This is a genomic window from Microvirga sp. 2MCAF35, from assembly GCF_052115545.1.
Taxonomy (GTDB): domain Bacteria; phylum Pseudomonadota; class Alphaproteobacteria; order Rhizobiales; family Beijerinckiaceae; genus Microvirga.
In genome coordinates this window covers 1-21009 of record NZ_JBFRGW010000019.1, presented here as the reverse complement: position 1 = coordinate 21009, position 21009 = coordinate 1, and the positions used below count along the sequence as shown (strand labels likewise).

Here is a 21009-nt window from a genome sequence, read left to right as displayed (position 1 = left end):
GGTATTACAAAAAATATCACAACCACTAGGTAGTTTTCTGTTTTATGCTACCAAAGGTTATACAATTCGCGTAGATAGTACAAGATAGCCAGAGGCAGGAGCGATCTTTGCAGAAGAAGTCACCCAACGAGGTCGATCGGCATATCGGGAGCCGTGTCAGGGCAAGGCGGATCATGCTCGGGATGAGCCAGGAGAGGCTCGCGGATGCCCTAGGACTCACGTTCCAGCAGGTCCAGAAATACGAGAAGGGCACGAACCGCATCGGAGCAAGCCGCCTCCTCAGCATCGCGGGCATTCTGGATGTGAGCTTCGAGTTCTTCTTCGAGGGGCTTCCGGGCCTTCGCGCCGGCGGGTTCTCCGACGACAGCCAGATGGCCGAGTTCCTGACGCGCTCCGACAGCGACCGCCTCGTGCGCGGCTTCCTGAAGCTGAAGGACGAGGACGCCCGCCGCAAGGTGGCGGATCTCGTCGACTGGCTAGCATCGGCCAAATAGAGTGGCCGCACCCAAGCCTGTACGAACGGCTTTTCAACAGGTGGAGCATCGGGGACGTTCGGAACCCGCCGCGCTTCTAATGGTTACTCACTCACGATTGAATGAGGTTGACCATGGGCGTGGGACAGCAGAACACCGACAGGCAGCAGGACAACGGCAACGAGGATTGGGATGCTCTCAAGGGCGATGTCGGCGATATCGCGGGCGCCGCAGTGGAGCGCAGCCGATATTTCATCGATTCCGCCCGGGAGCAGGCAACGGATTACGTCGACCGGCGCAAAGACGATATCGCGCAATCGGTCGCCGACTTCGCCAATTCCTTGCGTGAATCCACTCATTCCTTCGATGAGCGGCCCAACATCCGCGCCGTCGTCGATACCGCGGCCGAAGGATTGGAGCAGCTTGCGGGCTCCATCCGCGAGCGAACCTTCGCGGATTTCTTCAACGACTTCGAGGATGTGGTTCGCCGTCGTCCGGCAACCGTGGCGGCGGCATCCGTCGCCATCGGCTTCCTGGCCGCGCGCTTCATCAAGAGCACGGCGGAGGATCTTCGCTATGACGACGTGCGCGCAAGCCAGGCTCAGAACGCGCGGTCCCGTGCACGGCAGGCCCAGCGCTCGCGCTCCGGCGCCTGACGGAGGCAGCCATGCAGGGCAACGGCAATCAAACGATCCAGGGTCTCGTAGGTGAAGCGCTGCGGGAATCGACCGATCTCGCGCAGAAGGAATTCACCCTCTTCAAGACCGAGGTGTCCCAGAACATCCGCACGCTCTTCATGGGACTCGCCATGGTGGTCGTGGCGGCGATCTTCGCCATCGCAGCCGTTATGCTGCTGACCGACTCCCTGGTGAAGTGGCTGGCGACCGTCGTCCATTCGGAAGCGCTTGCCGCGCTTATCGTCGGCGGCGTGCTGGCCCTGATCGCCATCGGCCTCGGGCTGTGGGGACGCAGTGCCATGTCGTCGTCCACGCTCACGCCGAAGCGGACGATGCATTCGCTCAAGCGCGATGCGGAAGTCCTGTCGGAAAGAGGTGCATGATGACGTCACAAAATCTGCAGGAACTGGAGAGCGACATCGAGCGCAGCCGTGCTCAGCTCGACCAGACCATCGACCGTCTTCAGAACAAGATGACGGTTTCCGGTGTGGTCGACGACATGCTCGGCACCGCCCGAAACGGCCAGTACGGGCCGCTTTACGACAAGGTTCTGGATACGGTCAGGCGCAATCCCGTGCCGGTCATGCTGATCGCCATGGGCGTCGGGCTGCTCGCCTATCGCCTCGGGCGCTCCGTTGCACCTCGGAGAACACGTCTGATCGCGGCCGACGAGGATCTGATCACGGAAGAGCATCTCCTGATGGAGGCGGAGGATCCGCGTCTCTACGGCGCGGAGGCCGCACCGCTGAAGACGTCCGATCCGATGTTCGAACGTCCGGGCACCAGTTCTCGATTTTGATAAATGAAACAGGAGTTTTCCATGGCCAACAGCAAGAATGAAACCGGCAAGCCGAGCGGAGCTCAGTCGGGCGCGACAGGGAACGTCTCTGCCGGAACGTCGGTGGGCAATATCGGCGAGCCGCCCATGCCGCAGTCGCACGAGCAGCGGTCGGCCCAAGGTTCAGGGGCGACTGGCGGCAATCAGTCGTCGGGTCCGCAGAAGGGTCAGTCTTCCCAGCAGAACGCGCAGGACCAGAGCGGATCGATCGCCGACAAGGCCCAGCAGGCTGCCGATCAGGCACGTCAGAAGGCTGGAGAAGCCTATGAAGGTGCTTCCGACTGGGCGCGCGACACCTATGAGCGCGCCTCTCACTGGGCCTCTGATACTTATGAGGGCCAGCGCCGTCGCATGAACCAGATGGGCGGACGTTCCTCTCGCGCCTTCGGCAATGCCCGTGGGGGCGTGCAGAGCTATGTGTCCGAGAACCCGATGGTCGTCGGCCTCGTGGGGCTTGCCGCAGGCCTTCTTCTGGGCGCCCTGCTGCCGCGCACCCGCCGCGAGAACGAGATGTTCGGCGAGTGGGCGGACGAGGTCCGCAACCAGGGCCTGCGCTATGCCCGCGATGCCGCCAATCGCGGCCGCGAATATGTCGAGGATACCTTCAGCGGCGACGAGGCACGCTTCAGCCGGCACGAGAGCGAGTTCAACGGCCAGCGCGACGCCAATCGCCATTGACGCCTGAAGCATCGAGCAAAACGAAACGCGCCGGTGAGAGCCGGCGCGTTTCGTTGGCTGCGAAAGACAAGTCGGGCATCGAGCGTATGGCTGACCAAGAAAGGCTTCGCACAAATGACAACGGCCACGGCGAGATGATGCGCGTACATCCGGCGTCATCCTCTCGGCATCGTGACCGCTTCTGGCAAGCGATGAGGCCGCCAGGTTAAGTCTGAGATAGGAACTGGCTCTCAGGATTCAAGGAGGTCGTGTTGATCGCATTCTCGCATGATCGTTTTCTTAACCGTAATCCTTCAAAAAATCCCTTCGACGAAACTCACGCTGGAACGAGCCGCTGTCGAACTTGTTGCTCCTGCACAAGGAAAAAGATTTTCTAAGTTCTCGCGCGTCGTTTGGAAAAGCGAACCTGTTTCCCGCAGCCTGCGATGCGCCGCTTAAGGGATTGAGCATTGGATCAATCTCAAAAGTGCAAGTCCACTTTTGGGTCCAAAGCTCGAGACGTTTGGGAGAGTGGCTATCCCGTCGAAGGATCGGGTGTTGGAGTTGGGTATGCGTATTCTGATCCTGGAAGACGATCCATGGATTGCGACCGACCTGCAGGCGATCCTCGAGGCGGATGGGCATGAGATCGTCGATTCACTCAGTTCCCTCGACGAAGCCTATCGGCATCTCGACGATGAGTTCGATTGCGCACTGCTCGACATCGACGTGATCGGTGGCAAGAGTTTCGGCGTGGCGCAAGCTCTCGCCGAGCGACGGATCCCCTTCGTGTTCGTGTCGGCGTCCCAGCCCTCCGACTTGCCTCAAACGCTGAGGCAGGCGGCGTTCGTTGCAAAGCCTTTCGAGGAGCGGACGCTTCTCGAATCCGTCGACCATCTTTCCCTCAACCGCTTGCCGTGCTGACGGCATCGCAGGAACCTGTCGGCGTCATCTCTCGTCATGCAAGATTCTCGCTTCGGCTTCTGCTGCAAATACATTCCCGAGGACGGCGACGCTCAGGTCGTGAGGGCGATGAACACGAGCACGGTCACCATGGCCTATCTCGGCCGGCTCGATCCGAAAGGTGCCTATGACAAGATCAGCGCGGTCGTGGCGCATAATCTCGAAGCGTTCCGGCGGCAGATCGCCCATGTGGCGACACGGCCGAAGATCGAGCGCCTGCATCGCCTGTCGAGCGATCTGCTTCCTGGCTACACCCATGCCAGCTGCAAGGACATCTACCGCGACCCGGACCTGCGTCGCCTGATCGAAACCAGTCTTGCCGCGATGGGAGAGTTCGCCCGTGACAACGATGTGCGGCTCAGCATGCATCCCGGCCAGTTCTGCGTCATCGCATCGGCCAATCCGTCAGCGGCGGCCAACGGGTTGGCGGAGTTCGAATACCATGCCGAGATCATGACGCTCATGGGCTATGGCGACGGGTGGCATCCCCACGGCGCGCATATCAACATTCACGGCGGCGCGAAGGCTCTTGGGGCCGAGGGCGTCCGCGGTGGTCTCGCGCATCTGTCGCGCACGGCCCGCAACCTGATCACGATCGAGAACGACGAAGTCAGCTTCGGCCTCGACGATCTCCTGCCTCTCACGGACGATGTGCCGCTCGTCCTCGATCTCCATCATCACTGGATCATGAGCAGGGGCGAGTACATCGAACCGGAAGACCCGAGGATCGCGCGGATCATCGCCTCCTGGCGCGGCGTGCGGCCGGTGAGCCATGTGAGCGTCTCCAGGGTGGATCTGCTGCCCGACCCGGATATGGAAGCGCTTCCGGACTTCCAGGCGCTGGTCGCGGCCGGGATCAAGCCGAAGGACCTGCGGGCCCATTCGGACCTCATGTGGAACGGGGCGGTCAACGACCTCGTGATGCGCCATCTGTCCTGGTCGGATTTCGAAATCGAGGCCAAACTCAAGAACATCGCCTCGGAGGGTCTGGCCCACCATATGGAGCTGCGGAGGACGGGAAAGGTCCTGGCGACATGATATTTCATTTTTTGTTGATTTGCCCGGAACCAAACCGATTTGGCAGCGTTGTCGGTCATTGTGCAGTGAATCAAGAAGTCGATGTCCGCCGATCCCTTCACGGTACTCCTCGTCGAGGACGAACCTCTCATCCGCCTGTTCATCTCAGATCTGCTTGAAGATGCCGGCTTCAGGGTGGTCGAGGCTGCCAATGCCACGGAGGCGATGGTGCTTCTCGAGGCGGGGCTGCCGGTCAACGTTCTTCTGACGGACGTGGACATGCCTCTGGGATGCAACGGTTTCGAGTTGGCGCACCAGGTTCATCGCACTTGGCCGGAGACCGAGATCCTCATCATGTCGGGCCGGCAATGGCCTTCGAAGGGGGATCTTCCGCCCGGAGCGGCATTTCTTGCCAAACCATGCCCCAACGAGGCCATCGTGTCCCATGTGGCCTCCGCTGCGGAGCGGACTCTGCGCTTCGGCCATGTTGCCAAAAATCCACGACCGACGGTCGATCATGCGGGGAAGATCCTTCCCTTTCCGAAAACCGCCTAAATTCCTGAACTGCGGCTTGCTGCTGGCGCTGAGCGGACATAAGCTCTGCCGGAATTGACCTTCTGTCAGGGGACCGAGCTCCGGTAGCGGAGCCGCGAGGTCCGACCGAAGGCTGGTCAATGAGCTTTTCGGGCCTGGTTCAAGGCTGTCGACGAGCTTTCCCATCCTATTCCCGGAGGAATAAATGCCGACCAAGACTACAGACGGAAAAGCCAGTGCGAAGAAGGCTGCCACGAAGACCGAAGGCTCGAAGCCCAACGCTCTTCAGAAGCCCCTGCAGCCGTCCAAGGAACTGGCTGCCATCGTAGGCTCGGATCCGCTGCCGCGCGGTGAGGTCGTGAGCAAGATCTGGGATTACATCAAGAAGAACAACCTTCAGAATCCCGAGAACAAGCGCGAGATCCTGGCTGACGACAAGCTGCAGCCGATCTTCGGCAAGCCGAAGGTGACGATGTTCGAGATGAACAAGCATCTCGCCCAGCACCTGAAATAAGCTTAACGAGCCGTAAGCTCGATTAGGAATCCTGCCGCCACCGCGTGAGCGGCAGGATATCCGGCCTCTGGCCGGGCGCCTTCTTCCAGGGATCAACCGCCCAGGCCGTGCCCGTTCGCCTCTCGGTGATCACGGCGGTGAAGTGCGGGTAGCGGCCGTCGAGGAAGAAACCACGCGACTCCGGATATTGCACCGCGTGATAGGCCAAGAGCCCCTGTTCCTGCAGGACCAGGAGTACGCTCGTGGTGTTCGCAGTCTCGTCCAGGCAATCCATCTGCCCATAGACCCCCGACATCTGGGGCGGCGAACCCGGAGTATCGGGCTTGCCGCCGAGCGAGGTGGCGAGATAGGCCGTATAGGACCGGATCACCTCGCCCAGCGCGCGGCGCTCCGCATCGGGGGAGCCCTGGCCGGCTCTGAGAATCTCTCTCGCCCGGCTCAGCCACGCCCCATCGACCGAGATCGCCATCCGACGCACGCAGCCATATCCATGGCAGGCGATGATCCGGCTCCCCGACGGTCCCACATAGCCCTGCTGGTTGAACCAGCTTTGTGCAGCCAGGGACGCGGCACCGGCTGGCGGGGCCATGAACAGAAGGAAGGGCAGGGCCTTCAAAATGAGAAGTGGCGTCGCTCTCATGATGAGTTTACCTATCGGCGAGAGGTTGCAGCTATCCTTGGCCATATAGATCGAGCGTTTCATCCGCCCATAGGTCAAGCTTGCGAGCCCGTTACGACTTTGGAGTTCTCATGTCCCGCATCGTCTTCCTGAACGGATCCTTCCTGCCGATCGAAGAGGCCAAAGTGCCTTTCATGGATCGAGGCTTCATGTTCGGGGACGGCGTCTATGAGGGCATCGGCGTGCTCGACGGACGCCTGATCGACAACGAGGCCCATCTGGAGCGCCTGGAGCGTTCGCTCGCCGAGATCCGCATTCCCAACCCATACACCAGGGCCGAGTGGACCCGCCTTCAGGAGGAGCTCGCGCGCCGCAACGGCATGACCGAGGGTTTCATCTATTTTCAGGTGACCCGCGGGGTCGCGGAGCGGGACTTCTTCTTCCCGGACAATCCCAAGCCCACGGTCGCGATGTTCACCCAGGCCAAGTCCATCGCCGATGCCCCGGCGGCCCGGACGGGGGTCTCGGTCGTCACCGTGCCGGACCTGCGCTGGCAGCGGCGGGACATCAAGTCGATCAACCTGCTCGCCCAGGTCCTCGCCAAGCAGGTGGCCAAGGAGGCGGGCGCCCAGGAGGCTTGGCTGGTGGAGGAGGGCTTCGTGACGGAGGGTGGCTCGTCGAGCGCTTTCATCGTGACGAAGCAGGGCAGCATCGTCGTGCGCCCGCTCTCGAACGCCATCCTGCCAGGCATCACGCGCAAGTCCCTGCTGAGACTCTCGCAGGAGGACGGGATCGTCCTGGAGGAGCGCCGCTTCACGGTCGAGGAGGCCTATGAGGCGGCGGAGGCCTTCCTGACCAGCGCCTCGAACTTCGTTCTCCCCATCGTGTCCATCGACGGGCGTCCCGTCGCCGACGGCAAGCCCGGTCCGGTCACGCAGCGGCTGCGCGCACTTTACCTGCAGATGGCTGGCGCGCCGGCCATGGCGGCGGCCGAATAGCTTTGCCGGAACCCGCTCCTGGGTCGCCCGTTGCCTTTCCAAAGGAGCGACCCATGAAGCGTGTGCTGGTCCTATCCACGATCCTGGCCGCCGGCCTCGGTACGGCGGCCCTGGCGCAGAATCCCGAGGTTCTGAAGCAGCAGGCCCCGAACATGCCTGCCCCAAGCCAGATGCCGGCCGAGAAGGTCGAGCCCGATAGCAACCTCTCCGGCCAGAACAACGGCCCTGCCGAGACAGGCTCGACCAACACCCTGAGCGACAAGCTGGAGCGCTCCGACGGGGTGATCCGCCCGCCGGCGAACATCTCTCCCGACAACACCGTGCGTCCGCCGGTGCCGAATCCCGGCACGATGCCGGTGATCCCCCCGCCAGGCAGCCCTGGCGGCAATCAGCAGTTCCAGCCCAAGTAATCCTGAAGCTTGGTAATCCTCAAGCCTGGCGGGGAAGGGCTACTTCCCCGCCGAACGACGGCGCTTGCCCTCGCGGGAGCGGTTGTTCTCCCGCCCATTCCCATTGCCTGAGTTGTTGTTGTCGCTCTTCATGATCTGAGCGGCGACTTCCGTGATCTGGCGGCGCAGCTCATCGGTCTGGCTGCCCGAGCTTTCCAGGCTGGCAAGGCGGGTCTGGGCCTCGTCCCGTTCGCCCTCGATCTCACGGATCCGCTGCTCGAGGATCAGGCCGCGCTCCTGCTCCGATGCAAGGCTCTTAGCGAGTTCGGCGAGGCGCAGGCGCTCGTCGGAGAGTTCGCTGTGGCGCTCGCCCAGGGCCCGCTCGAAGTCGTTGCCCCGGGCGGTCTGGGTCATCAGGCGGGTTTCCAGGTCCGAGATGGTGATGCGCTTGGTGTCGAGTTCGCTCAGGGACGCCGTGAGACGCCTTTGGGCGTCGGCGAAGTCCGTCTCCAGACGGGCGAGCTTGTCCCCCAGATGGAGAAGCTCGTTCTTGAGCTTCGCTCCCTCGCTCTGGGCGATGTCGAGTTCCATGCGGGTGTTGGAAAGCTCGTCCAGGGTCGACCTGTGGGCGTTCTCGAGGGCCGTGAGCGTTTCGCGGGTGCCCGAGAGATGGGCCTGCGTCTGCGTCTGATCGGCCTCGGTGGCCGCGAGCCGGGTCTGCGTTTCCGCGAGCCGGGTCTCGAGCTCGAATACCGTCCGATCTCGCTCCGCGAGAGTGGCCTCCAGGGCCTCGATCCGGATGGCCCGCCGACCGAGCTCCTCCATGCTCTCGTGCTTGATCGCCAAGGCCTCCTCGGCCTTGCGCTCGATCCGCCGCTGCAGCACCGCGAATTCTGCCCGCAGGTGGTCCTTCTCGGCCGTCAGTTCCGAGATCGACATGGGAAACAGCGCCTCGGCCCTGCGGCGGGCAAGACGCTCCGCGCGGGCATTGATGGCTGGGATGATGAGAAGCGCGATGAGGGATGCTGCGACGAACCCCAGCGCAAAGATCATGATGCTTTCGATCACGCGGACGCCAACTCCAAAATGCTTGACCGTTAACGCTCAAGCACCTTGCCTTGTGCCTGCGCAGCTTTCCAGAGACATGATGCTCCAGACAGCCCGTTGTAGCGCATCCGATGGCCGTTTCCACTGGCACGGCAAAGACGGGTGGTCATTCGCCTCATGTCATCACTGGGCTTGTCCCGGTGATCTCGATTGTGTCGAGCGCCGGGCCTTTCCAACCGGGATGGCCGGCACGAGGCCGGTCATGACGTCGGAGGGATCTCAAAGCCACCCTGAGCCCTGATGATCCTGGAACGGCCTCAGAAAGGATTCCAGGTCGGTTCCGGCGTGAACTTCAGGTAGCCGACATTGACGCCGAGGCGGGCTCCGACGCCGGCCCGGATCGGAACCACGATCATCTCGTCCGCCGCGACGGCCGTCACGCCGAAGCCGCCGATGAAATAGGCCGAGCCGTCGATACCCACGAAACGCTTATAGAGCGCGTCCGTGAAGGGCATGTTGTAGACCAGCATCATGGTGCGGGCGCCGTCGCCGCCGACGTCGAAGCCCAGCGACGGCCCCTGCCAGAACACCTTGCGGTCACCGGCATTGCGCGTGAAGAGCTTGCCTTCGCCGTAGCGCAGGCCGCCGAAGAATGCGCCTGAAGCCTCCTGGCCCAAAATGTAGCCGTTGGGCTCGCCCCAGCGCCGGGTCGCTTCCTGCAGGGCGAGAGCGAGGCCGCGGGAGGCGGAGCCGAAGAATTGGTGGCCCGACTCGACCAGTTCGTTGGAATTGAAGGAATTGGGGCCGCCGGGATTGCTTGCATAGGCGCGTTGAACGGATTGGGCGGAAGCCTGCAGGGGCAGGGCGCCGACCAGGGCGGCGAAAGCCGCCGCCGTAAGAAGAACGGATCGGGAGCGCATGGGCTATCTCCTCGCATGAGACAGGGGACAATCCGGCTCTGTCAGGCCGGAAAGCTGCTATCGAGCTTCGAACCTTAAGATCATCAACCCTAACAATCTCTGTACGGCGTACCCTTCGGGAATGCAGGATTCATCATCCCGACCGAAAATTCCCGGAAAGGACCTTCCGGAAGGTGGGATTTCACGCCGCCGAGGCGGAAACCGGCAGGTCGAGGCGCGTGGCCAAGGCGTTGTCGCCGATGGCCGCGAACGGTCCGTTCCGGTAGCCCCGGTCCTCGTGGCCATAGGTAAGGTGAACGCCGCCGGGGCCGACAACACTGCCGCCCGCGCAGGTCAGGATGTGGTCGCCCGCCGCCGTATCCCATTCCATGGTCGGGCCGCAGCGCACATAGACGTCCGCCTCACCGGACGCGATGAGGCAGAATTTCAGGGCCGACGAGGTCATGCGCCGCGTGCCGATCGACAGGGCCGAGAGGCAGACCTCCGTGGCGCTGTCGCCATGGCGACGGCTCACCAGGGCGACGAGATCCTTCTCGGGCGCCGGGCGGACCATCGCCTCGCGCCAGTCGAACTCCGCCGTTCCGTCGGGGAGGGGGCTCGTCCGGGCCGTCGCTCCGGCGATCCAGATCGACCCCATGGCCGGAGCGGCCACGACGGCCGCCATGGGCCTTTTGCCCTGGATCAGGGCGATGTTGACGCTGTATTCGCCAGTGCCGCGAATGAAGTCGCCCGTGCCGTCGAGGGGATCGACCAGGAAGAAGAACTGATCGATATGGCTGGCGCTGCAGGTTTCCTCCGCCACGACCGGCACCCCAGGCCAGGCTTCATCGAGGCGCTTGAGGATCAGTTGTTCGGCGGCGAGGTCCGCCGCCGTGGTGGGCGTTCCGTCGTCCTTGACGCGCTGGTCGAGAAAAGCGGTCTCCATGCCGCGCAGGACGCGGCCTGCCTCCACGGCGATGTGAGCGAGCTTCAGGGCGATTTCGTCGGGGTTCTGACCATCGAAGCGCATCATAGGTTTGTGCCCGTTCTCTTGAGACCTGTCGATCTCTTTTTGCCCGCTTCCCAAAGAACTCGTAGCCGGGTATCCGGGTTCACGTTCTCTTTCCTGTTTGGCTGTATGGGTACGCGTCGAAATCTCGATTTCATGAACATATAGCTGACATTACGGTGCCTCCGGAGCCCTCATGGCCACGATCTCGCTCGATTCGCTCGACCTCGCCGCTCTCCTCTGCTCGCGCGTCTGCCATGACGTGATTTCGCCGGTGGGCGCGATCGTCAACGGGCTGGAGGTTCTCGAGGACGACAGCGATGCCTCCATGCGCGATTTCGCGCTCGACCTGATCCAGAAGAGCGCCAAGCAGGCCTCCGCGCGCCTCCAGTTCGCGCGCCTCGCCTTCGGGGCCGCCGGATCGGCCGGCGCCTCCATCGATCTCGGCGATGCCGAGCAGGTAGCCCGCGGGCTCTTCCTGGACGACAAGATCAGCTTCTCCTGGTCGTCGCCCCGACTCCTGTTCCCGAAGAACCGGGTGAAGCTGCTTCTCAATCTGGTCATGATTGCCACCACGGCGATCCCGCGGGGCGGCTCGATCGCCGTGACTGTGACCGGCGACGCGGAGAACTGCGCCTTCACCATCGTCTCGAAGGGCCTGAACGCCCGCATTCCCGCGCATTCCGAAGCGCTGCTCGCCGGGAATTCCGAGTCCGGCACGGTCGATGCCCACGGCATCCAGGTCTATTACGCCGGCATGGTGGCCCGCGCCTCGAACATGAGCATCGCTTTCGGCATCGAGGGCGACGAGGTGACGATCAGGGCCGCGACGGTTTGATTTACGCCTTGTAGGCGACGAGAATCGCGCCCGACGCGATGAGCGCGATGCCGATCCAGTTCGGCATCGCCAGCTTCTCTCCCAGAAAGAGCACGCCGAACAGGGCGACGAGCACGACGCTGAGCTTGTCGATTGGAGCCACGCGCGCCGCATCCCCGAGCTTCAGGGCCCGGAAGTAGCAGAGCCAGGATGCGCCCGTCGCAAGCCCGGAGAGGACGAGAAAGAGATAGGTCCTGCCGGACACGGATGTGGGGGACTGCCACTGGCCCGTGCCGATCAGAATCCCGCCGAGCACGACAAGGATCACGATTGTTCGGATGAAAGTCGCGAAATCCGAGTTGATGTTTTCGATCCCGACCTTCGCGAAGATCGCCGTCAGGGCCGCGAAGGCGGCGGAGAGCAGGGCCCAGAACTGCCACGATAAAAGAACGGATTTCATGTGAACCCCTATGCCGTTCATAACAAAAAAGCCCGGGCTCGAGCCGGGCTTCTTTGAATTCCTGCCGATCGCGACGATCAGATCGCGATGCGCTCTTCCGCCTCGTTCGGCTCGCGAAGCACGTAGCCGCGGCCCCAGACCGTTTCGATGTAGTTGCGGCCCTGCGAGGCATTGGCGAGCTTCTTGCGCAGCTTGCAGATGAACACGTCGATGATCTTCAGCTCCGGCTCGTCCATGCCGCCGTAAAGATGGTTGAGGAACATCTCCTTCGTCAGGGTCGTGCCCTTACGCAAGGAGAGGAGCTCCAGCATTTGGTATTCCTTGCCGGTCAGGTGCACGCGGGCACCGCCGACTTCGACCGTCTTGGTGTCGAGGTTCACGATGAGATCGCCGGTGGTGATCACCGACTGGGCGTGGCCCTTCGAACGGCGGACGATCGCATGGATGCGGGCCACCATCTCGTCCTTGTGGAACGGCTTGGTGAGATAATCGTCGGCGCCGAAGCCGAGGCCCTTCACCTTGTCCTCGATGCCGGCCATGCCGGAGAGGATCAGGATCGGCGTCTTCACCTTCGCGACGCGGAGCGTCCGCAGAACCTCGTAGCCCGACATGTCGGGGAGATTCAGGTCGAGAAGGATGATGTCGTAATCGTAGAGTTTGCCGAGGTCGATGCCCTCTTCTCCGAGATCCGTCGTATAAATGTTGAAGTTCTCGGACTTCAGCATCAGTTCGATGCTTTGCGCAGTCGCGCTGTCGTCTTCGATCAGAAGTACGCGCATGTTCAATCCCCAGCCCTTGCCCTTGAGCCTTCGAGCAGCGGACAGCCGCCCATCCACCACCGGGCCTGCGGCGGATACTCTTTTGAACTGATTCGAAACGCTAATTCAGAATGGTTAACAAACACTGATTCTGGGATGCAAGCGCTTAACGACCTGGAGAGGCAGATCATCTGCCGAAGGTGATTGTCCTGTGGATTCTGGGTAACCATAGGGAGCCGCCTCATATCATCCCAAATTCTTGTAACCTAAGCGTTTCAGGTGAACCCGGAAGCGAATCCAAAGCGGCCGCACCCGTGATCGAGCCAGTCTTAACGAAATCGGTAAACGAAAGGTTTACGGGGCTCGGCGGCAGCCTTCCCGGCACGGGCCGCCCCCGAGGGGAGTGCCCAGAATAGGAAATTTTTTGTCTCAGCCGGTAAGGAAAGCTCAACTTCCATAGGCGAAGGTGACGCATGTCTGGCGGATAACTGAGCGATCCGTGAGATGCAGTGAAACAGCGACGTGTGGAGTTCAATCAAGATGAAGTCGCGGGATACGCTCATCCGCCTCAAGCGCTTTCAGGTCGACGAGAAGCGTCGGCGGGTGGCGCAGATCGAGATGATGATCTCTGAGTTCGACCGCATGGCGGCTGACCTGGACCGGGAAATCGCCGTGGAGGAGCAGAAGGCCGGCATCGCCGACCCGAACCACTTTGCCTATCCGACCTATGCGCGCGCTGCGGCCCAGAGGCGGGACAACCTTCGCCACTCGGCTCAGAACCTGCACATCCAGCTCGACGATGCGAAGGCCGAACTCGGCGAAGCCTTCGAGGAGCTGAAGAAGGCGGAGAGCCTGGAAGACCGCGAGCGGACCCTCGATGCCGCCATTGCCCAAGCCGGGCACGGTCGCGCGGTTCGCGCTTCGGCCTGATCAGCTGCTCATGTGAATTTGGTGATAGGGCGTGTCCGGACAGGGCGCGCCCTTTTCCTATTCCGGTGACCTTAGGACCGGAATGTGAGGCGCTGCATCCAGAGGGAGGAAGCCGAGGAGGCGCGGATCGTCGGCCACCTCGATGGCGCGACGGTACGGCGTGAAGCCGGAGCGTATGTAGAAGGGCAGAGCGCCCGGCGAGTCGAGCGTGCAGGTATGAACGAAGAAGCGCTCGACCGGCCGGGCGAAGGCGCGTTCGACGGCTTCGTTCATCAGGAAGCGTCCGGCACCCTGGCCCATGAAGCCGGGGACGAGCCCGAGGAAAGCCAGCTCGACCTCTCCCTCGTGGCGGAAATCGAGTTCGAGCAGTCCGACATCGGCTGTCCCGTCGTGCAGGGCATAGGCCGCGACCTCGGGATCGTCGAGGATGGCCGCCAATTCGGCATCCGGCATCATCGCCCGGCTGAACCAGAGCCACGGCTCCCCGATCGTCCTGAACAGGGCCCGGTAGCGCCGATGATCACTGTCGATGCGCTGAAGGCTCCAGGTCTCCGGCTTCCGGAACAGCGCAAGGGTGGGGCGCTTTCGCATCTCCAGATAGGTGACGATCGTCGCGATCTTGCCCGGCGGCAGGTCGGTATAGCCGTCGAGGTTGAGAGCTGCTGCAGGTTCCGCCGTCATGCATCCATGCCTTGTGGAATCTTTGAGAAAGAGGAGTTGTGCTGTTTGATAAAGGGCTTGTCTCCTGACGTCACCTCCCGTCGGGCGGCCATCATGCGTTCGTGAATCTCTCTTCCATGGCGGATATCTGCCTTGGACCTTATGTCATGTCCCGGGAAGGCATAATCCCCTTGCAGAACAAAGGGATTGTAGGCACAGAGGAAGCAACGAGGGAGTTCCGCCGGCTCGATGAAGAATGTGCGTGAGTTCATTTGGCCCGTGATCGGGCTGCTTGCAGTCGTCGTCTCGGGCTGGCTTCTTTATCGTGAACTGCGGGGCATGTCCCTCGACGATGTATGGGACAGCCTGAAGGCCGTTCCGGCACACCGCTATGCTCTCGCGGCCCTCTCCACCCTCGTCGCCTATGCGGCCCTGGCCTGGTACGACCGGATCGCCCTGCTGCATTTGGGCGTGCGCCACATCTCGTGGCTGTTCGTGTCGATCACGTCGTTCACGACCTATGCCCTGTCCCACAATATCGGCGCATCGGTCTTTTCCGGCGCCGTCGTGCGGTATCGCGCCTACACGTCGAAAGGTCTGGGCGCCCCCCAGATCGCTGTGCTGGTCGCTTTGTGCTCCTTCACCTTCGGCCTCGGCACCATTCTGCTCGGCGGAGTGGCCCTGGTGACTGATCCGACCCTGCTGCACCGCCTGGAAGATCTTCTGCCCTCCATGCTGACCAACCCGGCGACGGCCCGCATTGTCGGTTTCCTGCTTCTCGGATTCGTTGCGCTCTATGTGGTGGGGTCCATTCTGCACCTGCCGCCGCTGGTCGTCCGCAAGGCCAAGCTGGAATATCCCCGTCCCGCCGTGATGGTGCGCCAGCTGATCGCCGCGCCGCTCGAGCTTCTCGGGGCCGCCGGCATCATCTATTTCGTGCTCCCGGCCCATCTGGAGCCGAGCTTCATCATCGTGCTCGCGGTCTTCCTGGCCTCCTTCTCGGCCGCTCTGGTCAGCCATGCGCCCGGCGGGCTCGGGGTGTTCGAGCTGGTCTTCCTGACCGCCATGCCGGATATTCCCAAGGCCGACGTGCTGGCGGCGCTCATCATCTTCCGTCTCTTCTATCTCCTGATCCCCTTCGCGCTCTCGCTCGTGGTCGTGCTGATGTTCGAACGCGCGCGTCTGGCGCAGGCCTGGCGCGGACGGGCCGGCGCCCCCGACGGCGCGGTGCCGCCGCCGCCGCTGTCCTCCTCCGAGAAATGAACCCTTTCTGGCGGCGCCTGCGCTTCGGCCTGTCGACGCTGCTGGGCGTCAGGCGGCTCGGCTTCTTTATTCCGTACCGTTACGCCGAGAGCGTCGACGCGCAGGATTACCCGGCCTTGCGCCCGCTCTTCGAGGCGGCCCGACCCCGCTTGTCCGAGGTGCTCGAGGCCATCGAGAGCCACGCGGACGAGCTGCGCTCCATCCTGCAGGGCAGGGGACCTGCGCGTTTCGACCAGAGCTGGTTCCCCCGACTCGATGCGGCCGCCGCCTATGTCATCGTCCGCCGGGAGAAGCCGCGCCGGATCGTGGAGATCGGCTCCGGCCATTCGACCCGCTTCATGGCCCATGCGGTTCAGGATGGAGGGCTTCCCACCCGCATCACCTGCATCGATCCCGCTCCCCGGGCGAGCCTGCGCAAGCTCGATGTGGAGCATCGGCAGATGCTCCTGCGGGATGCGGATGCGGGCGTGTTCGAGGCCCTGGAGGCCGGGGATATCCTCTTCATCGATTCCAGCCACATCGCCATGCCCGGCACCGATGTGGACCGCCTCTTCCTCGATGTGCTGCCCCGCCTTGCGAGCGGGACCCTGGTCCATGTCCACGACATCACGCTGCCCTATGCGTACCCGGCGGTCTGGAATTGGCGGGGATACAACGAGCAGCTCCTCGTCGGTGCGCTCCTGCAGGGAGGCGGCTACGAACTCGTCTTCGCGAGCCATCACGTGGTGAGAAACAGCGACGACGCCCTGTCCCGTGGCATCCTATCGGAAATTCCGCTCATGTCCGGCGCGCACGAGACGAGCCTCTGGCTGAGGAAGCGATAAAGTCTCAGATGGCGAGGGTCGGCCTCTGCCCCGGTTCCGGCACGGCGATGCCGGCTTCCATGTATTCGTTCAGCTTGTTGCGCAGGGTGCGGATCGAGATGCCGAGGATCCGCGCGGCATGGGTCCGGTTGCCGAAGCAGGAGGTGAGGGTGTCGAGAATGAGGTGACGCTCCACGTCGGCGATGGTGCGCCCGACCAGGATGCGCCTCAAGGCATCCATGCCCTGTTCCGCTTCGGGCGTCGAACCTGCATTCGTTTGGGTTGAACCTTGCTGTTCCAACGAATCCGGGTTGTCGAGCACGATACGGGCCTGCCTTAAGGGAAATGATTCAGGAGAATATGCTCATTCTATGGTTAGGAAGGTCTTAACGGCCGAGCTTCCCGTCCGTGAAAAAGGCGCCGGTCGGGTGACGGGCGCCTTTTTCACGGACGGTTTCTAGGGGCTTACTGGCGGTATTGCTGGATGCGCGTGGTGCGCAGGCCGGCCAGGCCATGCTGGTCGATGGACATCTGCCAGCTCAGGAATTCCTCGGTGGTCAGCGTGTAGCGCTGGCAGGCCTCCTCGAGGCTGAGCAACCCGCCTCGGACGGCTGCGACGACCTCGGCCTTGCGACGGATGACCCAGCGGCGGGTGCTGGACGGGGGTAGGTCGGCAATCGTCAGGGGACTGCCGTCGGGCCCAATGACATACTTGACCCTTGGGCGGTGGGGTTCGGTCATGATACGCTCACACAAAAATTCAACGACCTTTGACAGGCTCGAACCTACGTGACGGGACTTAATGTTTCCCTAAGCCCATCAGGTGGTTACGAGGATGCCTAAGCTTAGCCATAAACGTTAACGTTGCCTTATTGCGGAGCATTTTCCCTTTAAGAATTGTGGCGCGAGAGCAATGGACATGGAAAATGGGTCCATGCTTTTGGATCCGGTGCTTGAGTGATCCGAAGGATCGCGGCACCCACCCGTAGGACCGCGTCGGTGAAAACCGGGTCCACTTTTCCACACAATAGGTTATAGAAGGGCTTTGAAACCCCTCCCGTGCGCCGCCTTGAACGGCGCCTCTGGATGGAAACATGCTCAATTCACTCGACCTTCCCACCGATCCCTCGAAGACCCGCGTCGTCGTCGCCATGTCGGGCGGCGTGGATTCCTCCGTCGTCGCGGCCCTGCTCAAGCGCGAGGGTTACGACGTGCTGGGCATCACGCTCCAGCTCTACGACCATGGAGCGGCCGCGCACCGAAAGGGCGCCTGCTGCGCCGGCCAGGACATCTACGATGCCCGCCGGGTGGCGGAGGCCATCGGCATTCCCCACTACGTGCTCGACTACGAAGCCCGCTTCCGCGAGGCCGTGATCGACCGCTTCACCCAGAGCTATCTGGCGGGCGAGACTCCGATCCCCTGCGTGGAATGCAACCGCTCCATCAAGTTCCGCGATCTTCTCGAGACGGCCCGGGAACTCGGCGCCGATGTGCTCGCCACGGGCCATTACGTGGCGAGCCGCGCCCTGCCGGACGGACGACGGGCTCTCCACCGGGCCGCCGACCCGGACCGGGACCAGAGCTACTTCCTCTATGCCACCACTTCGGAGCAGCTCGACCTCCTGCGCTTTCCCTTAGGTGAAATGCCCAAGGAGAAGACCCGCGAGCTGGCGCGTGAATTCGGCCTCACCGTGGCCGAAAAAGCCGACAGCCAGGATATCTGCTTCGTCACGCAGGGGCGCTACAGCGACGTAATCGAGCGGCTGAAGCCCGGCGCCGTGCAGGGTGGGGAGATCGTCCATGTGGACGGCCGCGTCCTTGGCCGCCACGAGGGCATCATCCATTACACCGTGGGGCAGCGGAAGGGGCTCGGGCTCTCCGTGGGCGAACCGCTCTATGTGGTGCGGCTGGAAGCCAAGGAGGCTCGCGTGGTCGTCGGGCCCCGCGAGGCCCTGGCCACCCGCCTGATCCGCATGACCGACGTGAACTGGCTCGGCGACGTTCCTCTGGAAGCCCTGGGCGACCAAGGCATGGAGGTGGCCGTGCGCGTCCGCTCCACCCGCGAGCCGCGCCCGGCGCTCTTGAGATCCACAGGAACCCACACTACGGTCGAGCTGTTATCGGCGGAAGACGGGGTGTCTCCCGGTCAAGCTTGTGTCATCTATGAGAGCGATGCTCCCCGGGCACGTGTGCTTGGCGGGGGCACCATTGCTCGGACACTTGCCGAAGCCGCGCCCGCCGCGGCCTGAGGTGCTTAACCAGGGATAGTTTATGTCGGATGGAGCGACCACCGTCCTGATGCGCAAGGCTTATGCGCGTTGGGCCCCGATCTATGACCTCGTCTACGACAAGCTGACCGAACCGGCCGCCCGCGCTGCGGTGAATGCCGCAGTCGCCTGTGGTCCCAAGGTGCTGGAAGCGGGCGTCGGAACGGGCCTCTCTCTGGGTTACTATCCCAGGCATGCGGAGGTTTACGGGGTCGATCTCTCCGAGGACATGCTGCGCCGGGCGCAGGACAAAGTCGAGAAGAGGGGGCTCAGCCACGTGAAAAGCCTGCAGGTGATGGATGTCACCCGCCTGGGCTTTCCGGACGAGAGCTTCGATGCCGTCACGGCCCAGTTCATCATCACCCTCGTGCCTGAGCCTGAAACGGCCCTCGATGAGTTCATGCGCGTGCTGAAGCCGGGCGGCGAGATCGTGCTCGCCAATCACTGGGGGCAGCCTTCGGGGCCCATCGCCGCCTTGGAGGAGTTGGCCTCCCCCGTCGCCAAGGCCATCGGCTGGAGTTCGGCCTTCAAGGCGGCCCGGGTCGAGGACTGGGCCCACCGAACCGGCTGCATGGAGGTCGTGGAGCTGCGAACCCTGTTCCCGGTCGGTTTCTTCAAGCTGATGAGGATCAGAAAGCAGGCGTGAGGAAGAGCTCGGAGCCGGCTGGGCTCAATGGGCCTGCCGGTCGAGCATCTCCGGCGCGATCAAGGTGACTTTCGAGGCTTGAGCCCTATTTGCTGGAGGGCATCGAGCGGAAGAGGGAACATCGGTTTTCCGCTCAGAACGATGTGCTCTTCAAAGTTGGAGCATCGGATCAATCCGATGCTCCAGAGCTGCCATCTGCCCCTAAGCGAAAGCCACTGCCATGCGTCTCTTCATGTTCACCTCCCAAGCCAAGGATGACCTGCACGCGTTTGCGGGCGATGAGTCAGGCAGCAAGCTGCCGGCCAAATATGGTCCCTGGGGGCTGACCGGCACGCTGGGTTCCCGTGAGACCCCGCCGCACAAATTCCCCCGCAAGGCCATCGAGCAGGCGATCTCGACGGATGGATTCCAGCTCTGGCGCATGAAGTCGAAGGGCTGACGGGATCGCCGAACCAGCCCTGAAGACCTCCACCGGAAGCGCGCTGCATAAATCCGCAGCTTTGCCGTGCGTCTTCCTTGACACTGGGGGGCAACTTTCCCTATATCGCCCATGCCTGACGCGGGGTCCGCCCCGCTTCCTGGGGCGGAGTAGCTCAGTTGGTCAGAGCAGAGGAATCATAATCCTTGTGTCGGGGGTTCAAATCCCTCCTCCGCTACCATAAAATTAGCCTGCCTTGTCAATGACTTGGCAGGTTTTTTAGTGCCCGAAACGCGTCGCTGAGGTGTTGCGACGTGTTTCATGCTGAATCCTTATTTTGCAACGGTTTTCAATAGGACTCGCTCGGCTCCATGCAACACGGGCGCAACACGAAGGCGGGCCTTCAGGGCCGGATCCAAAGCGATCCCTCACAATTCGGTCCCGCTCAGTCCGTGGCACACCTTTGGCAGACGGATGGAGCTGGGTTCGCTGGCGCTTATGGTAGCTAGCCGTCTGAACGCGTCTGAGGAACTGCATCAATATCGTGCTGGAACTCAAAGCCGAATAGCCCACCGCCGGGACGATCAGTCAGCACAGGTTCAAGGACATATTGCATGAGATCGACCTGTGCCTCGGACTGTGCTTTCTCAAGCTGATCAGAGTTCAATGTCACAATGTACTGCCCGCCGAGGCTCATCATCTTCTCGTGGCCAATTACCAGTGCTGCTCCAATCTGCCGAGGGTCAACCGGGTCAAAAATAGCGCTGTCGTGTATCAAGAAGCCTGGCCAAGCACCTCGTGCTGCGCTCATCGATGCAAGCATCAGATCGAATGTAAAGATCTGCATCTGATTGATGCCATCGGCCATCCTCGCGGGTTGCTTAATTGTAAAAACAGGTCCATTCGGCCCAGAAGCGATATCAAATTCGGCTGGAACTTCGTAAATACGGGACGAGATCTCTTGGAATAGGCTAATAGACTCTTCAACGATACCTTTTCTCTCCGAGAGATCAGTCTGGAGAGAACGCTCGGCGTCAATCCGCTCTGCCTTCAAATTGACTCTCGTGCGCTCAAAGCGTTCAGCTAGTTCGAGCCGGCGGCTCAACTCGCTGACTTGTGATTCTGCTTCAACTAGTTCCTTCTCGAGCTTGCGATAATGGCCCCAGGAAACAGCGGACCCAATTACCGAGAGGATCTCTTGGCTTCTAGAGCCTTTTTCGGCTATTCCGAGTCGGAGGGGATTCCGCTGTGAGGCGTGATGTGTCGTGCTGGCTTCCAGACATGGAGGCAGGCATGGCACGCGCTTACAGTCAGGATCTGCGGGACCGCGTGATCAAGACAGCCTTGGGTGGC

27 protein-coding genes, 1 tRNA gene and 1 pseudogene are annotated in these 21009 nt (G+C 62.3%); 19 read left to right on the top strand and 10 right to left on the bottom strand.

The genetic code is table 11. The features are described 5' to 3' along the window. Positions 1-107: 107 nt before the first annotated feature. From AB4097_RS11570 to AB4097_RS11530, 9 genes are all read left to right on the top strand, one after another. Positions 108-494, top strand: coding sequence for a helix-turn-helix domain-containing protein (locus tag AB4097_RS11570; protein WP_442039591.1), 387 nt, complete (start codon positions 108-110; stop codon positions 492-494). Positions 495-607: 113 nt separating this feature from the next. After that, positions 608-1129, top strand: a complete 522-nt coding sequence (locus AB4097_RS11565) for a hypothetical protein (RefSeq protein WP_246389135.1) — start codon at positions 608-610, stop codon at positions 1127-1129. Positions 1130-1140: 11 nt separating this feature from the next. Further along, positions 1141-1533 carry a phage holin family protein gene (locus AB4097_RS11560; RefSeq protein ID WP_009763759.1) on the top strand — a complete coding sequence of 131 codons (393 nt, stop codon included), beginning with the start codon at positions 1141-1143 and terminating at the stop codon, positions 1531-1533. Then, positions 1533-1949, top strand: a complete 417-nt coding sequence (locus AB4097_RS11555; protein WP_442039588.1) for a DUF3618 domain-containing protein — start codon at positions 1533-1535, stop codon at positions 1947-1949. Before AB4097_RS11560 ends, AB4097_RS11555 begins: the two co-directional genes overlap by 1 nt. Before the next feature lie 21 nt (positions 1950-1970). Then, positions 1971-2666, top strand: a complete 696-nt coding sequence (locus AB4097_RS11550) for a hypothetical protein (RefSeq protein WP_442039586.1) — start codon at positions 1971-1973, stop codon at positions 2664-2666. A gap of 549 nt (positions 2667-3215) precedes the next feature. Continuing rightward, positions 3216-3569: a response regulator gene (locus AB4097_RS11545; protein ID WP_442039584.1), complete on the top strand. Its 354-nt coding sequence runs from the start codon at positions 3216-3218 to the stop codon at positions 3567-3569. Positions 3570-3605: 36 nt separating this feature from the next. Then, on the top strand, positions 3606-4646 hold the full coding sequence (locus AB4097_RS11540; protein WP_442039582.1) for a UV damage endonuclease UvsE: 1041 nt from the start codon (positions 3606-3608) through the stop codon (positions 4644-4646). An 81-nt stretch (positions 4647-4727) separates the two neighbouring features. After that, complete coding sequence (locus tag AB4097_RS11535) at positions 4728-5180, top strand: response regulator (RefSeq protein WP_442039580.1); 453 nt, start codon at positions 4728-4730, stop codon at positions 5178-5180. A 184-nt stretch (positions 5181-5364) separates the two neighbouring features. Then, the gene (locus AB4097_RS11530; protein WP_114944712.1) at positions 5365-5673 is read left to right on the top strand and encodes an SWIB/MDM2 domain-containing protein; all 309 of its coding nucleotides are present in this window, start codon (positions 5365-5367) and stop codon (positions 5671-5673) included. Positions 5674-5695: 22 nt separating this feature from the next. On the opposite strand, the gene AB4097_RS11525 is transcribed toward AB4097_RS11530, so the two are convergent. After that, positions 5696-6313, bottom strand: a complete 618-nt coding sequence (locus AB4097_RS11525) for a hypothetical protein (protein ID WP_442039578.1) — start codon at positions 6311-6313, stop codon at positions 5696-5698. A gap of 110 nt (positions 6314-6423) precedes the next feature. On the opposite strand from AB4097_RS11525, the gene AB4097_RS11520 reads away from it, so the two are divergent. Then, entirely contained in the window at positions 6424-7290 is an 867-nt protein-coding gene (locus AB4097_RS11520; RefSeq protein WP_442039576.1) for a D-amino-acid transaminase, read from the top strand. A gap of 53 nt (positions 7291-7343) precedes the next feature. After that, entirely contained in the window at positions 7344-7700 is a 357-nt protein-coding gene (locus AB4097_RS11515; protein ID WP_442039574.1) for a hypothetical protein, read from the top strand. A 39-nt stretch (positions 7701-7739) separates the two neighbouring features. Here AB4097_RS11515 and AB4097_RS11510 read toward each other — a convergent pair whose 3' ends face one another. The 3 genes from AB4097_RS11510 to AB4097_RS11500 all read right to left on the bottom strand — a co-directional run bounded on the left by AB4097_RS11510 (position 7740) and on the right by AB4097_RS11500 (position 10655). Further along, positions 7740-8747 carry a hypothetical protein gene (locus tag AB4097_RS11510; protein WP_442039572.1) on the bottom strand — a complete coding sequence of 336 codons (1008 nt, stop codon included), beginning with the start codon at positions 8745-8747 and terminating at the stop codon, positions 7740-7742. Between the two features lie 296 nt (positions 8748-9043). Beyond that, positions 9044-9646 (bottom strand): DUF1134 domain-containing protein, encoded by a 603-nt coding sequence (locus AB4097_RS11505; protein ID WP_442039570.1) that lies wholly within the window; start codon positions 9644-9646, stop codon positions 9044-9046. A gap of 181 nt (positions 9647-9827) precedes the next feature. Beyond that, a complete protein-coding gene (locus AB4097_RS11500; protein ID WP_442039568.1) occupies positions 9828-10655 on the bottom strand; it encodes a 3'(2'),5'-bisphosphate nucleotidase CysQ family protein in 828 nt (275 codons plus the stop codon). A 175-nt stretch (positions 10656-10830) separates the two neighbouring features. Between AB4097_RS11500 and chpT the strand changes: the two genes are divergently transcribed. Continuing rightward, a complete protein-coding gene (gene chpT / locus AB4097_RS11495) occupies positions 10831-11472 on the top strand; it encodes a histidine phosphotransferase ChpT (RefSeq protein ID WP_442039566.1) in 642 nt (213 codons plus the stop codon). A gap of 1 nt (position 11473) precedes the next feature. Here chpT and AB4097_RS11490 read toward each other — a convergent pair whose 3' ends face one another. After that, positions 11474-11911 (bottom strand): EamA family transporter, encoded by a 438-nt coding sequence (locus tag AB4097_RS11490; protein WP_442039564.1) that lies wholly within the window; start codon positions 11909-11911, stop codon positions 11474-11476. 77 nt (positions 11912-11988) lie between these two features. Continuing rightward, entirely contained in the window at positions 11989-12690 is a 702-nt protein-coding gene (gene ctrA, locus AB4097_RS11485) for a response regulator transcription factor CtrA (protein WP_114944720.1), read from the bottom strand. Positions 12691-13209: 519 nt separating this feature from the next. On the opposite strand from ctrA, the gene AB4097_RS11480 reads away from it, so the two are divergent. Continuing rightward, positions 13210-13599, top strand: a complete 390-nt coding sequence (locus tag AB4097_RS11480) for a flagellar export protein FliJ (RefSeq protein ID WP_442039561.1) — start codon at positions 13210-13212, stop codon at positions 13597-13599. Between the two features lie 57 nt (positions 13600-13656). Here the strand turns inward: AB4097_RS11480 and AB4097_RS11475 are convergent, their stop codons facing one another. Then, positions 13657-14280: a GNAT family N-acetyltransferase gene (locus tag AB4097_RS11475; RefSeq protein WP_442039559.1), complete on the bottom strand. Its 624-nt coding sequence runs from the start codon at positions 14278-14280 to the stop codon at positions 13657-13659. 228 nt (positions 14281-14508) lie between these two features. On the opposite strand from AB4097_RS11475, the gene AB4097_RS11470 reads away from it, so the two are divergent. Beyond that, positions 14509-15522 (top strand): lysylphosphatidylglycerol synthase domain-containing protein, encoded by a 1014-nt coding sequence (locus AB4097_RS11470; protein ID WP_442039557.1) that lies wholly within the window; start codon positions 14509-14511, stop codon positions 15520-15522. Continuing rightward, the gene (locus AB4097_RS11465) at positions 15519-16346 is read left to right on the top strand and encodes a class I SAM-dependent methyltransferase (protein WP_442039555.1); all 828 of its coding nucleotides are present in this window, start codon (positions 15519-15521) and stop codon (positions 16344-16346) included. The genes AB4097_RS11470 and AB4097_RS11465 overlap by 4 nt, the downstream gene beginning before the upstream one ends. Before the next feature lie 4 nt (positions 16347-16350). Here AB4097_RS11465 and AB4097_RS11460 read toward each other — a convergent pair. Together AB4097_RS11460 and sciP are read right to left on the bottom strand one after the other, a co-directional pair. Further along, positions 16351-16554: pseudogene (locus tag AB4097_RS11460) on the bottom strand (helix-turn-helix domain-containing protein); the annotation flags it as partial. 236 nt (positions 16555-16790) lie between these two features. Further along, the gene (gene sciP, locus AB4097_RS11455; protein ID WP_009763782.1) at positions 16791-17066 is read right to left on the bottom strand and encodes a CtrA inhibitor SciP; all 276 of its coding nucleotides are present in this window, start codon (positions 17064-17066) and stop codon (positions 16791-16793) included. 353 nt (positions 17067-17419) lie between these two features. Between sciP and mnmA the strand changes: the two genes are divergently transcribed. From mnmA to AB4097_RS11435, 4 genes are all read left to right on the top strand, one after another. Continuing rightward, complete coding sequence (gene mnmA, locus AB4097_RS11450) at positions 17420-18574, top strand: tRNA 2-thiouridine(34) synthase MnmA (RefSeq protein WP_442039553.1); 1155 nt, start codon at positions 17420-17422, stop codon at positions 18572-18574. A 22-nt stretch (positions 18575-18596) separates the two neighbouring features. Continuing rightward, positions 18597-19238 (top strand): class I SAM-dependent methyltransferase, encoded by a 642-nt coding sequence (locus AB4097_RS11445; protein WP_442039551.1) that lies wholly within the window; start codon positions 18597-18599, stop codon positions 19236-19238. Between the two features lie 232 nt (positions 19239-19470). Then, on the top strand, positions 19471-19677 hold the full coding sequence (locus AB4097_RS11440; protein WP_442039549.1) for a hypothetical protein: 207 nt from the start codon (positions 19471-19473) through the stop codon (positions 19675-19677). Positions 19678-19820: 143 nt separating this feature from the next. Further along, positions 19821-19897: transfer RNA gene (locus tag AB4097_RS11435), tRNA-Met, on the top strand. A 264-nt stretch (positions 19898-20161) separates the two neighbouring features. Here AB4097_RS11435 and AB4097_RS11430 read toward each other — a convergent pair. Next, the gene (locus AB4097_RS11430; protein WP_442039547.1) at positions 20162-20710 is read right to left on the bottom strand and encodes a DUF2326 domain-containing protein; all 549 of its coding nucleotides are present in this window, start codon (positions 20708-20710) and stop codon (positions 20162-20164) included. Between the last annotated feature and the right edge of the window lie 299 nt (positions 20711-21009).

What these genes read in the sequence shown, in the direction of transcription:
- AB4097_RS11565 (WP_246389135.1), top strand. Translation starts at nt 608, where the DNA reads ATGGGCGTGGGACAGCAGAACACCGACAGGCAGCAGGACAACGGCAAC.
- AB4097_RS11560 (WP_009763759.1), top strand. Translation starts at nt 1,141, where the DNA reads ATGCAGGGCAACGGCAATCAAACGATCCAGGGTCTCGTAGGTGAAGCG.
- AB4097_RS11555 (WP_442039588.1), top strand. Translation starts at nt 1,533, where the DNA reads ATGACGTCACAAAATCTGCAGGAACTGGAGAGCGACATCGAGCGCAGC.
- AB4097_RS11550 (WP_442039586.1), top strand. Translation starts at nt 1,971, where the DNA reads ATGGCCAACAGCAAGAATGAAACCGGCAAGCCGAGCGGAGCTCAGTCG.
- AB4097_RS11545 (WP_442039584.1), top strand. Translation starts at nt 3,216, where the DNA reads ATGCGTATTCTGATCCTGGAAGACGATCCATGGATTGCGACCGACCTG.
- AB4097_RS11540 (WP_442039582.1), top strand. Translation starts at nt 3,606, where the DNA reads ATGCAAGATTCTCGCTTCGGCTTCTGCTGCAAATACATTCCCGAGGAC.
- AB4097_RS11535 (WP_442039580.1), top strand. Translation starts at nt 4,728, where the DNA reads ATGTCCGCCGATCCCTTCACGGTACTCCTCGTCGAGGACGAACCTCTC.
- AB4097_RS11530 (WP_114944712.1), top strand. Translation starts at nt 5,365, where the DNA reads ATGCCGACCAAGACTACAGACGGAAAAGCCAGTGCGAAGAAGGCTGCC.
- AB4097_RS11525 (WP_442039578.1), bottom strand. Translation starts at nt 6,313, where the DNA reads ATGAGAGCGACGCCACTTCTCATTTTGAAGGCCCTGCCCTTCCTTCTG.
- AB4097_RS11520 (WP_442039576.1), top strand. Translation starts at nt 6,424, where the DNA reads ATGTCCCGCATCGTCTTCCTGAACGGATCCTTCCTGCCGATCGAAGAG.
- AB4097_RS11515 (WP_442039574.1), top strand. Translation starts at nt 7,344, where the DNA reads ATGAAGCGTGTGCTGGTCCTATCCACGATCCTGGCCGCCGGCCTCGGT.
- AB4097_RS11505 (WP_442039570.1), bottom strand. Translation starts at nt 9,646, where the DNA reads ATGCGCTCCCGATCCGTTCTTCTTACGGCGGCGGCTTTCGCCGCCCTG.
- AB4097_RS11500 (WP_442039568.1), bottom strand. Translation starts at nt 10,655, where the DNA reads ATGCGCTTCGATGGTCAGAACCCCGACGAAATCGCCCTGAAGCTCGCT.
- chpT (WP_442039566.1), top strand. Translation starts at nt 10,831, where the DNA reads ATGGCCACGATCTCGCTCGATTCGCTCGACCTCGCCGCTCTCCTCTGC.
- AB4097_RS11490 (WP_442039564.1), bottom strand. Translation starts at nt 11,911, where the DNA reads ATGAAATCCGTTCTTTTATCGTGGCAGTTCTGGGCCCTGCTCTCCGCC.
- ctrA (WP_114944720.1), bottom strand. Translation starts at nt 12,690, where the DNA reads ATGCGCGTACTTCTGATCGAAGACGACAGCGCGACTGCGCAAAGCATC.
- AB4097_RS11480 (WP_442039561.1), top strand. Translation starts at nt 13,210, where the DNA reads ATGAAGTCGCGGGATACGCTCATCCGCCTCAAGCGCTTTCAGGTCGAC.
- AB4097_RS11475 (WP_442039559.1), bottom strand. Translation starts at nt 14,280, where the DNA reads ATGACGGCGGAACCTGCAGCAGCTCTCAACCTCGACGGCTATACCGAC.
- AB4097_RS11470 (WP_442039557.1), top strand. Translation starts at nt 14,509, where the DNA reads ATGAAGAATGTGCGTGAGTTCATTTGGCCCGTGATCGGGCTGCTTGCA.
- AB4097_RS11465 (WP_442039555.1), top strand. Translation starts at nt 15,519, where the DNA reads ATGAACCCTTTCTGGCGGCGCCTGCGCTTCGGCCTGTCGACGCTGCTG.
- sciP (WP_009763782.1), bottom strand. Translation starts at nt 17,066, where the DNA reads ATGACCGAACCCCACCGCCCAAGGGTCAAGTATGTCATTGGGCCCGAC.
- mnmA (WP_442039553.1), top strand. Translation starts at nt 17,420, where the DNA reads ATGCTCAATTCACTCGACCTTCCCACCGATCCCTCGAAGACCCGCGTC.
- AB4097_RS11445 (WP_442039551.1), top strand. Translation starts at nt 18,597, where the DNA reads ATGTCGGATGGAGCGACCACCGTCCTGATGCGCAAGGCTTATGCGCGT.
- AB4097_RS11440 (WP_442039549.1), top strand. Translation starts at nt 19,471, where the DNA reads ATGTTCACCTCCCAAGCCAAGGATGACCTGCACGCGTTTGCGGGCGAT.